The sequence below is a fragment of the Paenibacillus filicis genome, from assembly GCF_038070315.1.
Taxonomy (GTDB): Bacteria; Bacillota; Bacilli; order Paenibacillales; family NBRC-103111; genus Paenibacillus_G; species Paenibacillus_G filicis.
Window position 1 is genome coordinate 140,090 of record NZ_JBBPCC010000012.1, and the last position, 16,341, is coordinate 156,430.

Sequence of the window (16,341 nt, forward strand, 5' to 3'; positions counted from 1 at the left end):
CTATTGCCTATCTATTTTATCATACGGTGTCTAGAGGGGTTTCTTATCGATTGCGATGTTACCCTTGGTTGTGAGCTTAGTTATGCTGCTTGCTTGCGAGGCTGTCTGGCGAGGCCCAGGAAAGACAGCAGCGCCAGCAGACTGGTCGCCAGGATGATGATGCCAAGCGGCACGGCCGTCTGTTCGCCGGCTATTCCGACCAGTGGCGAAACAACGGCGCCCAGCAGGAACGGAATCAAGCCGAGCAAGGCGGCGGCGCTGCCCGCCATCCGGTCCTGCGTCTCCATCGCCAGCGAGAACGACGCCGTAGCAGTCATGCCGATGGAGGCCACGAAGAAGAACAGCGGAATGACCAGAGCGAACAAAGGTCCTTGGAACAGCACGACGAGCAGCACGGCGATGCTGGTCACGACGGACAGCAGCAGTCCGATCAGCAGAAACCTCCGTTCGGAAATCACATGGGCCAGCCGTCCCACGACCTGGGAGCCGATAATCAGGCTGATTCCGTTGGAGCCGAACAGCACGGCGAATAATTGCGGCGACGCGCCATAGATCTTCTGATAAATGAACGGCGTTCCGGATACATAAGCGAAAACTCCTGCGATCATAATGCCTTGAGCCAGCGCATACCCGGCGAACTGCCGGTCCTGCAGCAAGGACTTGAAATTCCGGAGCAGCTCCATGATGTTGCTCGAAACCCGCTTCTCTACAGGCAAGGTTTCCTCCAGCCTCCACGTCGTCATGATGACCAGGAAAATACCGATTAGCCCCAGAGCGACAAACACGCCGTTCCAGGCTGTGAAGGAAATGACTCCGCTGCCCGCTACCGGGGCAACCAGCGGAGCGACGTTGCTCACCAGCATCAGCAGGGAGAAAAACTTGGTAAGCTCATGCCCACTGTACACATCACGGACGATCGCCCGCGAGATGACGATACCAGCTGCAGCCGCGAAGCCCTGAATAAAGCGTACGGCTATGAAAAAACCGATACTGGGTGCGATGGCACAAACCAGCGAGGCTACCGCGTACAAGATCATGGCAAGCAGGAGCGGCTTGCGTCTTCCCATCACATCGCTCCAGGCTCCCATGACGAGCTGCCCTACGCCGAGACCCAGCAGAGATGCCGTCAGGCTGAGCTGAACCATCGAGGCCTCCGTGCCGAATTGCGCGGCAATCTCCGGAAATGACGGCAGGTACATATCGATCGTGAAGGGGCCCAAGGCCGAAAAGGCCCCCAGCAATAACGCAAACCGAAGCCGGTGGCGGCTTATTGTTCCACTATTCATCGTTCCTTATTTCTCCTATCCCTTTTCTCTATAGATGGAAGCCCCATCTCAAGCTGCCGCACCGTTTCTTCGAGCTCTTCCCCACCTCTCTTCCTGGTCAGATATCGTCTACGCATACCTTCACCAGGATAACCTACGAAGTGGACAGAATCTGTCATAGTTAGAACGGGAGCATAACATTTATCCTACCAGCATTATTTGAATATGCATAGCTATTATTTAGATATTAACTAAATATTTAAAAGAGGGTTTCCTTTCCAGTATTCCTGTATTCCGATCCGCAGCTGACATTCCTCAACTTGTAAGTACAAGCAAAAAAGACTGCCTGCCCTTAGTTAATAAGGGAGACAGTCTCTTCATTTCCGCTATGCGGACGGGTGAGAATTTAAGGAGCGGTTACCGGATCCTGCAGCAGGATAGCGGCCACCGCGGCCAAATCTGCGATGTCGACGATGCCATCGCCGTTGATGTCGGCCTTCTTGTACAGCTCCCAGTCGGGATCTGTTTTGGATTTGCCATAGGCCGCGGCGATCACCGCGATATCGCCGATGGTGACCTTGCCGTCTCCGTTCAGATCACCCGGAGTGACGGGATTGCTCGGGTTCACCGCATCGGAGAACGTCTGCAGAGCCGTCTTCAGCGCCGTCACGGCTTGGTCCACCGCCTGCTGGGTGCTGGACGCATTGTCCGCAACGGACTTCGCAGCGGCAATGGCGGTCTTCAAGGCTGCCTTGGAGCCTTCCTTGTACTGTCCCGGAAGGGTGCCTTCCACAGCCTGGTCATGCTTCTCTGTAGCCTGAGTGATCAGGTCCAGCAGCTCCTGCTTGTTCACGGATGCCGGCTTAATCACGATATGGCTGTTCGTCTCGGAGTTCAAGGTGGTCTCGACCCCTTGGCCGTCGGACACCACTACGCTAGCCAGCGCAACATCTGCCGTGCCGGGCTGTGCGTCCGATTTGACTTTCCAGTGCAGCTTGATCAGATCGCCGCTGGCCGCATTGCCATTCGATTGGCCGAGGGATGCCGCCAGAATACGGAGCTTGCCCTGCTGATTCGTAATATTGACAATAGAAATGGCATTTTCCTTCAGCGAGGTGGCGGAATCGAACTCCAGCTTGGAGACATCGTAAGTCAGATTAATATCCTGTGCATAGATGCCTTCCGCTACACTTCTGAGGCCATAGATCAGGTCGAAGGCTTCCCCGCCGGTCACGGTAACGGTTCCGTTCAACACAGCAGAGGGCTTCCCTTCATCCCCCAAAATCGTAATCAGAATTTCACCGGTGTAATTCGTGCCGTCTGTAGCCGAGGCCGTCACCTTTACCTTGCCCGGCTTCTTGGCTGTCACGACGCCTTCGGAAGTCACGGACGCTTTATCCGTAGCGCCTCCGTTCCAATCTGTCACCTTCCAGCTCACGTGGGGATACCCGGCTGACAAGTTAATCGAATCCCCAACATGAAGGACGACGCTGACATCAAGCGAGGACGCGCTGGCGGCTTGCGCCGGCTTGGCACCGGGAATCACATTGAGCAGCAGCAGCAAAAATACGGCAACCACTAGTAAACCAAACTTCTTCATACTCACTCAGCTCCTTGCGGACTTTTACTCCGGAGCACAGACAGGATCAGATTCACTGCCTCTGCCCGGGTAGCCTTATCATTAGGGGCAAACAGGTTCTCCCCTCTGCCCTGGATCAGGGATGCATCTGCAGCGGCCGTCACGTACGGAACGGCCCAATCTGGAATATCGTCTGCATCGGCAAAGGCGGACTGGGCGCCTTCATCGACCTTCATGCCGAATGCCTTGGCGATCATGACCGCGAGCTCGGAACGGGTAATCGGATTGGAGGACCGGAACGAGTTATCCTCGTAGCCTGAGACAATGCCTAACTTAACCGCTTCCCCGATAAAAGGTCCCGCCCAATCGGGGATGCTGTCCGCATCGGCAAACGAAAGGCTATTGCCCGCCGCCGGTTGGATTTTCATCGCCCGTATCAGCATAGCGACGAATTCGGAACGAGAAACGTCGTAATCGGGACGGAAGGTTTGGTCCGGATAGCCGTCCACGAAGCCCCGCTTCACCGACTCTACAATCACGTCCTTAGCCCAATGCCCCTGGATGTCCGTGAAGCTCACTTCTTTCCCCGCAGGCACCTTGTCCACGAGAGCGAGCACGACCGACGAGTTGCTCTGAGTCGATGCAACCAGCTTGCTGTTGACGAGCTTCACGTCCTTGAGACTGATCGGGGCTTCCCCCGATTCAATCGGCTCAAACGTGAGGGTACATAGGGTCACATTTCCGCTGTCACCCGCTACCTTGCCTACTTTGGTATGTGCAAACTGTACTTTGTTTCCCTTGACGATCGGGCTAATGGAGAAGCCGCTTCCCTGCTCTGCCTTGGCTCCCTTAAATTTCAATCGCTTGCTGTCAAATTCCACATTGACTTCATACGCATAGATATCGTCAGCCTGCTCGCCCTTGACCGTAACCGAAATCTCGCCGCCAGGCTTCTCCGGTTCATTCATCGTCAGCGTAAACACAGGGTCGCCTGCCGCCAGAATGGTGGACCACGAGGATAGCAGTAGCACCAGCGTCAAGCAAAATGTTAAGTATGTTCGTTTCACTCGGAATTCTCCCTTTCTCGATCAAGTTAGGATCTTATCCGATCCATTCTGTATCCGGATGAAATCGGATTCATAACTCCTCCGATTGTGTACGCACCTCCTAGTTCACGGGCATCACTGCGATGGACAGTAGATTCCCCCAGAATAGCCTGCTTAAAAAATTTATGTCCACGATACATATTGTATCAGATTTTTCGAATATGTCACTAAAACGTTTTCATTTTCCAGAAAATAATAGTTTGTAGGGAAGAGCAGCCTGTCTGGAGCAGGCTGCTCTTCCCCTTATTTTCCATTTTATTTCAAGATTGCATTTGCTACAATAGCCAAGTCCAAAATGTCTACTTTGCCGTCGTTGTTCACGTCGGCAATTTTGTATTTATCCCAATCCGGATCGGCCGATGTTTTACCATAAGCAGCCGCTACGATACCGAGATCGCCGATGCTGACGTTGCCGTCACCAGACGTGTCGCCAGGTACAGATGGATTGACGGAGGACGTGAAGGTTTGTACGGCCTGATTCAGATCCGTAACCGCCTTCTCAACCTCAGCTTGTGTAGCCGCCGTATTATTCAGCACCGTCTTGGCAGCGTTAATCGCTGTCTGCAGAGCAGCCTTGGCTGCTGCCGGATATTGACCCGGACGGGTTCCTTCTACAGCTGCATCGTACTTGCCTTGCGCGCTGGCGATCAGGCTGCTCAGAGCTGTCTTGTCAACGGCTTGGATGTGGATACTGTGAGAAGCTCCGCTCAGCTCGGTTTCTACACCCTTGGCGTCAGCGATCAGGACACCCGATACCTGCACGGCCGTATTGACCGATTGAGCCGACTTGGCGCGGAATTTCAGCGTCAGCCAGTCTCCGCTCGTGTCATGGTTCGTGCCGACGTTAGCCAGGATGAAGCGGACCTTGCCGTTCGATTCTTTCTTGTCTACGATCTGGGAGCCGGACTTAGCCGGGGTGGCGGATACATAGTCCAGGTGCTCAGGATTGTAGCTTACCGTAACATCTTGTGCATACGTTTGCCCGCTCACGTTATTGATCTTGTACGTCAGATCGAACTCTTGGCCCGGCGTGACGTCTTTGGCTCCGGACAGTACCGCTCCGGATTTCGTATCGGCATAAGTCAAGCCATAGCCCAGCGGGAACAATGGATTGCTCTTATCCTTGGCATTGATTTCTTCAAACGTGCGAGGCCATGTGTAAGGCAGCTTGCCCTGGAAGTCGTAGTCGCCGAATACGACATCGGCTACGCCTGCGCCTTCCGACCCAGGAAGCCATGCTTCTACGACGGCATCCCAGTTAGGCAGGTCGTTGGTGATAACCAGCGGACGGCCGGACACGAGGATGATGACCACTTTCAGGTTCGGGTTAGCTTCCTTGGCTGCTTTCAGGTTCGCTACGATGCTAGCGTCGCTGGAAGCTCCGCCACCGGTTCCGTAGGTCAGGTTGTTGCCTTGACGGTCGCCATTGCCTTCGGCATAAGGATCTTCACCGATGACTGCGATCGCAATATCGTGACCTGCGATTCCGCTGGCTCCGGTTTGATTCCAGTCTACCGTCACGTTCGGACCGGCTACCTGCTTGATGCCGTTCAGGATGTGCGTACCCTTCGTATTCGGGTTGGCTCCGCCCTGCCAGGAGATCGTCCAGCCGCCGAGCTGATAGCCGATTTGATTGGCTTTATCACCGATCACGACAATCTTCTGGGAACCGTCCTTCTTCAGAGGCAAGACGTTGTTGTTTTTAAGCAGAACGAGCGATTTTCTGGCAGCTTCCCGGGCAAGTGCTGCATGTTCTTGGTTGTAGATCACGCTGTCGGGATTCGTAACGCTGTCGGATAAAGGCTGTTCGAACAATCCGTTTTCAAACTTGACCCGCAGAATCCGAGTAACCGCATCGTCGATCCGAGCGTTGGTTACTTCACCGGATTGGACCAGCGACTTCAGGTTGTTGATGAACCCGATCCAGCCGTTGCCTGCACCGTTGCTGCTCGTCGTGTTGCCTTTGTCCGACAGCATGAACAAGTCGACGCCTGCATTGACGCTGGCTTTGATTTGCTTCTTGTAATTGGCAGCACCGCTGATATTGTTGCCTTGATCGTCTATGACGATGCGCTGGATGGCGTTGTAGTCGGAAACCACAAAGCCAGTAAAGCCAAAACGGCCTTTCAATACGTCCGTTATCAGGTAAGTGTCCGCATGCGTCTTCACCCCGTTGATGCCGCTGTAGGTGATCATAACGGTACGCGCGCCCTCGTCGACCGCTTTTTTGTAATAGGCCAGATGAGGCGCCAGGAACTCATCCTTGGCTTGGTTCAACGTTTTGCCTGCAGGCACAGGAATCGTGATGTTGCCTTCGTTGATCCCGTTGTCGGTCAATCCGTCTCCGATGTAGTGTTTGATGTTGGCGGCGATCTTATTGCCCTTCAGAAATCCGGGAGTACCGAGATCGCCCTGCAAACCGTGCACGGCGGCTACGCCGAGCTTGGATACGATCTGCGGGTCCTCACTGAAGCCCTCGTACGTACGACCCCAGCGTATATTTTGAACGGCAGAGATAACAGGCGCAAAGGTCCAGTGAACACCCGTCGCACGCACTTCCGCTGCCGTCGCGCTTCCGATTCTTTTCACCAGATCCGCATCGTTGGCAGCCCCGAGCCCTACGTTATGCGGGAATATGGTCGCATCCTTCAAGTTATTGTGACCGTGTACGGCATCCACGCCGTAGATGATCGGAATACCGAGCCGGGTAGCCAGAGCCTGATTTTGAAAATTATCGACCATGGACTTCCAGGCTGCTGCTGTGTTTCCTGCCGGAACTGAGCCGCCTCCGCTTAATACCGAGCCCAAGGCGTAAGTTTTGACATCATTAGCCGCCAGGGAAACCCGCTCGGCTTGAACCATCTGACCGATTTTTTCATCGAGCGTCAGCTTGCCCAGCAAATCCTGTACCCGCTGCTCGACAGGGGCATTCGGATTTTTGTAGATGGGAACATCGTCAGCTGCCGCCACATTGACCACATTGAAGGGCAATAAGGACAGCATCAGCACAGAGGCAAGATAAGAAGTTAGTTTCTTCATCTTTTGTTTCAAATCCTCCCAATGGTTATTGGCCTTGCATTTGGTGAATTTGGTGCGTTTGGTGCCATTCTGCTGCCTTGCATCACATCCAGACTCTCTCGACCTTCACCTCCCTCATGCGATAAATGATACATTTTGTATCATTTATCGCATGACTATTGAATAAAGCGTTTACAACCCCTATTATCTTCGATAATTGCCTGGATGAACATTCAATTTTCTCATATTTTGTATGAATATTCTACTGTTTCGCTAGGATGCAACTCCTGCTTTTTGGTAGGGAGAGAAGAAGACGGACGATCTTCCTCTCCCTCCGTAAACTTTAGAATTCCAGAATTCTTTGGGCTACTGCCGCCAGGTCCGCCAGGTCCACGACACCGTCGCCATTGATGTCTGCGACTTTATACTGCTGCCAGTTGCTGTCGGCAGAAGTCTTGCCATAGTAGGCCGCCACGATCGCCAGGTCGCCGATGCTGAATCTGCCGTCTCCGTTAACATCACCAGGCTTGGCGGTATTGACGGAAGACAGGAAGACTTGCAGAGCCGCATTCAGCGTTCTGACCGCTTGATCGACTTCCGCTTGTGTCGCCCCGGAGTTGGCAGCTACTGCAGATGCCTGGTGAATGGCCGCTTGCAGCGCTGCTTTGGAGCCTGCCGGATACTGGCCTTCGCGGGTTCCTTCGACAGCGGCATCATGCTTGCTTTGTACATCGGCAATCAGCGCCTTCAGCACCGAGAGGTCTGCTGTCTTGATCAGCACTTCATGAGCATGACCCTGAATCTCCGATTCCACTCCGCTGCCGTCAGCTGCTGTCACCTTGGACAACGCTATGGTAACGGACGACGATTGCGTAATCTCCCTGGCCTTGAAGGTAAGCTTCATCAGGTCTACATCCGAGACGCTGCCGCCTACCTGTGCCGTGATCAGACGGACCTGACCCGGCTCCTGTGCTTCCTTCACGATCAGGAAATGCTCATCCAGCGACTCCGCCTTGACGTACTCCACCTTCTGCGGATCGTAGGTCACCGTAATATCCTGGGCATACGTCGACTGGGTAACGCTGCTCAGCGAGTAGGCCAACCCGAAGGTTTGCCCTGGCGTCACTTGCGTCACGCCGCTCAGGGAAGCGCTAGGCGCCTGTGGAGCACTCTTCTCATGCTTGATCAGAATATCGTCCACATATCCGCGGAAGAAGCCCGTTTGACCCGTCGCGTTGAACGAAATCAGCACTTTATCGACAATCTTCCCGGCTGCAACCGCTCCGATATCAGCGGTCACCGTATTCCAGGCGTCCAGCTTCAGCTTGCCGCCCTGACCTTGGGCCAGCGGATTCAAGACAATGCCGTTCTGATCCTTCGCTTTCAAGTCATGCAGGTACGTGCCGTCGGTGAACAGCAGATCGATCGCCACATAAGCGCTCGTCTTGCGGATCGTGGACGTGCTCGTCTGCGCATCCGGTCCTTCCGGCAGGATGCGGTACGACAACACGGTCGATGGCTTAACATCAAAGGAAACGTCGAACAGCTGGCTGTACGTATAGTTCTCGGAAGCCTCCAAAGCATTGCCGGAGTACAGCAAAGCGTTGGTCTTGTCGAGATCGACCATGCCGATCTTGGACTCCATCCCGCCGATGCCGCAGCAGAATTCGCCTACATTCTTAGCAGCGATCGGAGAGTTGCTCCACGTCGGAGCACGATCAGCCGGTTCAAATCCGTTCGAGAAGTCCGTTCCTGCTTCATACGGCGGCTCCGTCTTGCTAATTGCCTTGACGATGACTGTGAAAACCTTGCTTTGGGATACCGTTCCTTTCTGCACGGTAGCCGTCAGCGTAACCGTCTTATCCGACTGGCCGAGGCCCGGACGGGAGACTACTTTCCCGGCATGGCTCAGAACGGCAGGGTCCGAGCTGACCCATGTCGTGGTCGTTCCTTGCGTGCCGGCTGTCGGCAAGTTCACGGCCACGGTCACCTGCTTCGTGTCGCCCAGATCCAGAGCTGCGACGGCTTTCGCTACCGAATCCTCGTCGCTGAGCACCGATCCAAGGAATTCAATCTCAGCCAGCGACGTGGTGGCCCCTCCGCCATTGGCCGTAATCTCGAGCCGATAACTGGCATACTCCGCCTCGCTGCTGATCGGGAAGGCACGCGTCTGTTGACGCCACGGGAATTTCTCGTCCGTCCTCGTATCGAGCAGCGTCCAATTCTTCCCATCATTGGAGCCCTTCAGCGTCCAACTCGCCGGGTCGGTATTGGAGTTGTTCGTTGACGAGGTCAGCGTGTACATGTAGACCTTTTCCTTGCCCTTGGTGAAATCGTACTGAATCCAAGGGGCATTGCTGCTGATGCTTGCGTTCGTACCCGAAGTGTTGTCGAACAGATTGTTCAACACATTCGCAGACGTACCTGCACTGTCTGTGACTTTCCCTGCACCCTGACCGATCAGCCGGTCGGTTTTATCCTGATAGGGTCTAGGGATCTCATGGCCCTTCGTGATCGAGTCCGGCGCATCGTCGCTGCCGGTTCCCCAAGCGGATGGCGCTGCTCCCATATCGAAGTCCAGAACCGCTCCGTCAGCAAGCGTAGCATGGCTGATGGACGTCTTCGTATAATCCGCACCGTTAACCTTCAGCCCTTGCACGTACTTATTGTTCATGCTGTTATTCGGCGCGTTGATGACCAGCTTCTTGCCGTTCTCCAGGTTGATCGTCGCCTTCTTGAACAGCGGAGCTCCGATCGCATACTCCGGACTGCCCATCTGCAGCGGATAGAAGCCCAGCGCGCTGAAGATGTACCAGGCGGACAGCTCGCCATTATCCTCATCTCCGGCATAGCCCTGGCCAATCGCATTACCGACATAGAGACGGTTTAATACTTCGCGCGTCAGCGCCTGTGTCTTCGACGGCTGACCGGTGTAATTGTACATGTAGATGATATGATGCGACGGCTGGTTGCTGTGGCCGTAGTTGCCCATTCTCACGTCGCGCGCTTCCCGCATCTCATGAATCAGGCCGCCGTACGTCCCTGGATGCTGGGCATCCTCCGGCGTGCTGAAGAACTCATCGAGCTTCTGAGCCAGCTTTTCTTTGCCGCCATACAGATTGGCTAGCCCTTGGCCGTCCTGCGGAACGTGGAACGCCATATTCCACGCGTTGGTCTCCGTATAATCGCCAGAGCCGCCGCCCCAGGCCAGCGGATTGAAGTTGGCCGGCGTATTGCGCCATGCCCCGTTAGCGTCACGGCCGTTGAAGAAGCCGATATTCGGGTTGAACATGTTCACGTAGTTTCTCGCACGATTGATATAGTAGTCGTAATCCGATGCGTAGTAGGCGTGATAAGGGTCGCTGCTGTCTGTATTGGCCGCCAGCGCCTTGGCAAGATTGGCGATGCCGAAATCATTGATGTAGCCGTCCATCGCCCACGACAACGCTTCACCAACGTCACTGTAGCTGGTGTACCCCTTGAAGACAGCCGTGTGCATGCCTTTGCGGCCTACATTCGCATTGGGCGGATTGACGGATGCATCCTTGATCGCGGACTGATAGAAGCTCTGAACGTCGAAGTTCGTGACGCCCTTCAGATAGGCATCGGCAAAGGCGACGTTGGCACTCGTTCCGACCATGATGTTCGAGTAGCCCGGCGAGGACCAGCGGGAGATCCAGCCTCCGTCCTTGTACTGCTGGACGAAGCCGTCGACCAGTTCCCCGGCCATCTTGGGTGTAAAGAGGCTATAGGCAGGCCAAGTCGTCCGGTAGGTGTCCCAGAAGCCGTTGTTGACATAGGATTTGCCGTCCAGAATCTTGGCGCAGGCCTGGGTAGGCGTGCTGTTTGAGCAGGTCGTCAGCGGAGTCTGGTCAGCATGCTTGTAGACCGGGGCTTGCGTCGTGCCTGTATTCTCGAAGGCCGAGTTCGGGTATAGGTACAGACGGTACATGTTGGAGTACAGGCTGATCAGCTGATCCTCGGTTGCGCCTTCCACCTGGATCGTACCCAGCAGTTGATCCCACTTCGTCTGTGCCTTTTCCTTGATGGAATTGAACGTCTCGGAGGCCGGAACCTCCATCTCCAGGTTCTTCTTCGCCTGTTCCACGCCGATCAGCGAAGTGGCGATCTTCATTGTTACGACTTTATCGGCCGTCGTATCGAACTTGTAATAACGCGAGACGTTGGCGCCTCCGCCCAGCTTGGACGGCGTCCCGCTCGCCTTCACCTGCTTGTCGAAGGTCGCGTAGAAGAACATGCGGGCAGCTCCGGCGGAGTTTCCGCTGCGCTGATCGGAATAGCCCTGGATCGAGCCATCGGCGTTCAGCGTGATGCCCCCGTTGTTATTCTGGTTGTCGAAAATCAGATTGGACTCGTCGCCGGTAAAGGTAAAGCGGAACACGGCGGCATGGTCCGTCGGCGTCATTTCTGTCTTCATCCCATTCTCGAAGGTGACTCCATAATAATGCGCCTTGGCAATTTCATTGGCATGGTTGAATTCCAGCTGGCGCTCTGTGCGGTTCGCGCTCGGCACTCCCGTGGCGCCGGAAGGCATCACCTGGAACGTCTGGCGGTCTCCCATCCATGGGCTCGGCTCATGATTGAGCGAGAAGGCCTGAATCACCGGCAGGTTATTGGCCGTATTCCGCTCGTTGTACGTATACACCCAGGAACCGGAGCCTGCGTCGGTCATCGGCGTCCAGAAGTTAAAGCCATGCGGCACAGCTACGGCAGGGAAGGTATTGCCCCGGGAGAACCCACCGTTCGAATGCGTGCCCCGCAGCGTATTCACGTAATCCGATAATCTGGCATAGACAGGCTGAGCCGGATTGCCGTCGATCTTAATATCGTCCACGGTGGCCTTGAAGGACGTACCCGCTTCGGCTGACGGATTGTCGTAGGCGAGCAGAATACGCTTGATTTTCTTGCCTGCCGCCTTCTCGCCGATCTTGGATTTAACGAAGTTCCACTGGTTGTTGTACAACACCTTGGATTCTCCCTGGGAGACGGCATCCACCTTGTAGCCGTATTGATCAGTTGCACCCAGCTCATGCAGGTACGTACCGTCGGAGAAGGCTAGATCGACGGCCGTATAGGTGCTCGTATAATCGGTCTGCTTCGTGCTCATAAACTGCGGAGCCAGATAATAGGAAAGCTCGGTCTGAGGCGTGACGTCGATGTCCACCTCGTAAATTTTGTTGTACGAATAAGTCCTACCGCTGGATAGATTCGTTCCTGCGATCGTCATCGCCTTCAGTCCGCTCCAGCCCACTCCGTTTTTGGCCGTATACAGCCCGGAAGGACCGCTCGAAATATCGGATTTCATATCGGCCGGGGGAGGTGGCGGCAGCTCGATGCCATCGGACAACTGAACCTCTGCGAGCTGAATGATGCTTGCGCCGTTGTTGAGTGTAATGTCGAGCTTATAATAGAGATAAGCGGTCGTATTCGCAAAGTCATACACATTGGTAATAAAGCGGTTGGAGAAGGACTGATTCGTTCTTGTGTCCAGTACCGTCCAGTCGGTACCGTTATTCGAGCCCTGCAGCGTCCAGTTTTTCGGATCTCTGCCCGGTTCGTCGTCTGCGGAGGTCAGCGCATACTTGACGATCACTCTAGGCTTGTCGAACTTGAATTGTGCCCAGCTCTTGCTGCTGAAATCGAGCCACTTGGTATTCGCATTCAAGTCGGTCAGCATGGTCGCAATTTCGTTAGGAGCATTCTCTCCCCGGGCGGTCACCTGAACCACGCTTCCCGACACGTTGCCGGGAATGCCCGCAAAAGGGGTGTTGCCATCCACCCCTGATGTCATCTTCTTGCCTGACTTGTCCGTCTCCGTCGTATTGACCCAAGTCGGCGGCGCTTCTCCAGCCTCGAACGAGGTGAAGAAGCTGGTCGACAAGGGGAGAGGCGTATCCGGCAAAGCCGATTGCGCTCCAGGCACATACAGCAGGCCCGCGAGCAGCGTGGAGCAGGATAACATGGACATCGTTTTGACAGCCAATCTGCTTTTCACTTCAGCATTCCTCCAAATTTGGATTTACTGGAATAGCTTACATATGCAATCATGCACGCTCTGGCCTAGCCTTTGATCGATCCCGCCAATAATCCGCGGATGAAAAACCGGCTGAGCAGCATGTAAATCAACAAAGTGGGCAGCGCAGCGAGCAAGGCCCCTGCCATCTGCACGTTCCACTGCACGATCTGGCTCCCGGACAGGTTCTGCAGAGCGACCATGATCGGCTGCTGCTTCTGGGTCGTCAGCGTCACAGCGAACAGAAATTCGTTCCAGACGCTGGTGAACTGCCAGATCGCCACGACCACGAAGCCTGTGACGGACAACGGGAGAATGACATAACGATAAATCCCGAAGAAGCCGTTACCGTCAATCTTCGCCGCTTCCAGCACCTCCGTCGGCACGCCCACATAGAAGTTGCGGAACATCAGCGTGCAGATCGGCAGCCCATAGGCGACATGCACCAGAATCAGACCGGGAATCGAGTTATACAATTGAACCGATTGCAGAAATTGAATCAGCGGAATCAGAATACTCTGATACGGGATGAACATCCCGAACAGCATGAAGGTGAACAGCACCTGAGAGCCTCTGAACGGCCATTTGGCTAATATGTAGCCATTGATGGAGCCTAGCAGCGCGGACAAGAGCGTAGCAGGCACAGCGAGCAGAAAGCTGTTGGTCAGGTTCGGAATCAGCTTCCGGAACGCTTCCTTGTACCCCGACACATCGATCTGTCCGGGCAGCGCCCACATATTGTCCAAGGTCACTTCGCTCAGACTTTTGACGCTGGTGATCAGCAGCACGTAGACGGGCACGAGATAAGCCACAGCCAGCACGATCAGCAGAGCATACAGCAGCGAGCGGTTGAAGCGCCGTAAGGTCATGTCACTTCTTCTCCTTTCGCATGCTGGTGGCCAGATACGGTACGATAAACAGGGAGACAAGCAGCAGCATAATGATCGAGATGCTGGCACCCTGGGCGTAATTATTGCCCCGGAACGTCGTCTCGAACATGTACACGCCAGGAACATCGGTCACGAACATCGCACCCGGTCCGGTCATCGCATAGATCAGATCGAAGATCTTCAGCGAGATATGCGCCAGGATGATGATCAGGCTCATGGAGATCGGCTTCAGCTGCGGGATGATGACCTTGCTGACGAGCTGCCATTCATTCGCTCCGTCGACGCGTGCCGCTTCCCGCAGATCGTCGGAGATGCTGCGCAGCCCGGCCAGGTACATCGCCATCGCGAATCCGGACATCTGCCAGACGGCAGCGATCGCCACAGCTATGATCGCAAGCGGAAGCCCGAACTCAATTTGTCCCATCGGAATACTGGGCACGATAGTCGTGCTCACATACCAATCGGGCACATGCTCCAGGCCTAGCGACTTCAGGATCAGGTTGACCCCTGTCGCCGGATTCAGAATCCACTGCCAGACGACCCCGGTCACAATAAAGGACAAGGCCATCGGGAAAAGAAACACGTTGCGGAAAAACGTCTCGCCCCGCACCTTGCGGTCCACCATCAGCGCGAGAAACATACCGATGATCATCGTCATGATGATGAAGATCACGGTAAACATCAGCGTATTGCGCATATCGGATTGAAAGCGGAAGTCCTGGAACAGCAGCTCGTAGTTGGCGAGGCCGACGAAGCTCAGGTCCTTGACCATCGTCTTCCAGCCGGTCAAGGAAACGAATCCGGTCCAGACAATGAAGGCGTAGACAAACACACCGATTAATACCAGAGACGGAAGCAGCATCAGTATGGGAATCCATCTCTCCGATTGCCACACGCTGCGCCTTGCGGGAACCGCGAGCCCAGATGGGGTCCGGGGTTCTCCGGTTGTACGGGTAGCACTCATATCCTCACACTCCTGAAAAATAGGGTCAGATGCCGAGTCTCTCTCATCTGACCCCTCTGTATTATTTTTTGATGCCGTTCGCTTCAGCCGCCTGCTTGAGCGTCTTCAGCGCCTGATCCACGTTGCCCTGCGTGACGAAGATGTTGATGATCTGGTTAGCTTGCGTCGCGAAGCCCTCGATAGCTGCCGAGCCGTGCGCGAGAGATGGCGTCAGCTTGCTCTTCTTGAAGTCTTCAATCGTGGATTTGCCGTAGACGTCATACTTGGAGATATCCGCGTCGATGCGTGCCGGGATGGAGCCCTTCAGCGGGTTGAATACGTCCTGGCCCTCAGCCGAGCCAAGAACCTTCAGCCACTCCTTGGCACTCGCCTGATCCTTGGAATCCTTCGGCAGTGCGAACGTGTCGGTAATGACCATGAAATCCCCGCTCGTATCCGGCGTTGTGATCCAGCCGAAGTCTTCATTAGGCTTGAGATTCAGGTCCGTCGTGAAGTAGCCCTTCGCCCAGTCGCCCATCACGTTCATCGCCGCTTCACCCTTTGCTACCAGTTGGGCGGCATCCTGCCAGTTGCGCGCAGCATGATCCTTGTTGATGTACGTGAGCATCTTCTTGAACGCTTCGAGAGATTCCTTGACCTTCGGATCGTCAAAGGCGATCTCGCCGGTCCACAGCTTGTTGTAATTATCCGGGCCCAGCTTGCCAAGCAGGATATTCTCGAACAGCATCGTAGCCGTCCACGGCTCCTTGTCGCCGAGCGCCAGAGGCGTAATGCCCTTGGCCTTCAGCGCGTCCGCCGTCGCGAAAAACTCATCGAATGTTGTAGGCGCTTTCAAACCATTGCTGTCCAGAATTTTCTTGTTGTAGAAAATGACATTCCCCCGGTGGATATTGACCGGAACGGAGTAAATGCTGCCATCCTTGCTGACCATGTCGATCAGGTCTTTGGGGAATTTGCTCTTCCACCCTTCCTGGTCATACAGATCATTGAGCGGGCTGACCTTGCCTGCGGCTACCCATCCCGTATTCAGCTCGGCGCCGCCATGGACCTGGAATGCGGATGGCGGATCTCCGCCCTGCATCCGGCTGGCCAGCACAGCCTTGGCGTTCGTTCCCGCTCCACCGGCGACCGCCGCATTGATAAGCTCAATGCCGGGATGCTTCTCCTTGAACAACTTGATAAGCCCCTGCAGTCCAGCCTCCTCACCGGCTCCCGTCCACCAGCTGAAGATCTCCACCTTGCCTCCGGTTGCAGCCGGTTTGGGTGTGTCGGCCGGCTTTGTCGTGTCCGCCGGAGCTGGCGTGTTCTGAGTGGCCGGAGTTTTCGTCTCGGCAGGTGCCTGGGTCGGCGTCGAGCCGCTGCAAGCCGACAAGACCATACTGGTCAAAGTTAAACTGGATACGATAACACCTAATTTACGTTTCACATAACTTCCCCTTTCGCTCATGCGTGAAATCGCTTTACACTTTGTATTGTAACGAAAAG

Annotated in this window: 8 protein-coding genes; all 8 read right to left on the bottom strand. The window is 55.0% G+C overall.

Annotation, left to right across the window (positions count from 1 at the left end; all coding sequences use genetic code 11):
* Positions 1–80: 80 nt before the first annotated feature.
* Positions 81–1,286 carry a multidrug effflux MFS transporter gene (locus WMW72_RS19010; RefSeq protein ID WP_341417122.1) on the bottom strand — a complete coding sequence of 402 codons (1,206 nt, stop codon included), beginning with the start codon at positions 1,284–1,286 and terminating at the stop codon, positions 81–83.
* A 385-nt stretch (positions 1,287–1,671) separates the two neighbouring features.
* The gene (locus WMW72_RS19015) at positions 1,672–2,865 is read right to left on the bottom strand and encodes a cohesin domain-containing protein (protein ID WP_341417123.1); all 1,194 of its coding nucleotides are present in this window, start codon (positions 2,863–2,865) and stop codon (positions 1,672–1,674) included.
* 2 nt (positions 2,866–2,867) lie between these two features.
* A complete protein-coding gene (locus WMW72_RS19020; protein ID WP_341417124.1) occupies positions 2,868–3,911 on the bottom strand; it encodes an S-layer homology domain-containing protein in 1,044 nt (347 codons plus the stop codon).
* Positions 3,912–4,205: 294 nt separating this feature from the next.
* Positions 4,206–6,989: a glycoside hydrolase family 3 N-terminal domain-containing protein gene (locus WMW72_RS19025; RefSeq protein WP_341417125.1), complete on the bottom strand. Its 2,784-nt coding sequence runs from the start codon at positions 6,987–6,989 to the stop codon at positions 4,206–4,208.
* 322 nt (positions 6,990–7,311) lie between these two features.
* Complete coding sequence (locus tag WMW72_RS19030; RefSeq protein ID WP_341417126.1) at positions 7,312–12,984, bottom strand: GH92 family glycosyl hydrolase; 5,673 nt, start codon at positions 12,982–12,984, stop codon at positions 7,312–7,314.
* Between the two features lie 65 nt (positions 12,985–13,049).
* The gene (locus WMW72_RS19035) at positions 13,050–13,871 is read right to left on the bottom strand and encodes a carbohydrate ABC transporter permease (RefSeq protein ID WP_341417127.1); all 822 of its coding nucleotides are present in this window, start codon (positions 13,869–13,871) and stop codon (positions 13,050–13,052) included.
* A gap of 1 nt (position 13,872) precedes the next feature.
* Positions 13,873–14,856 (bottom strand): carbohydrate ABC transporter permease, encoded by a 984-nt coding sequence (locus WMW72_RS19040; RefSeq protein WP_341417128.1) that lies wholly within the window; start codon positions 14,854–14,856, stop codon positions 13,873–13,875.
* 61 nt (positions 14,857–14,917) lie between these two features.
* A complete protein-coding gene (locus WMW72_RS19045) occupies positions 14,918–16,282 on the bottom strand; it encodes an ABC transporter substrate-binding protein (protein WP_341417129.1) in 1,365 nt (454 codons plus the stop codon).
* Positions 16,283–16,341 lie beyond the last annotated feature (59 nt).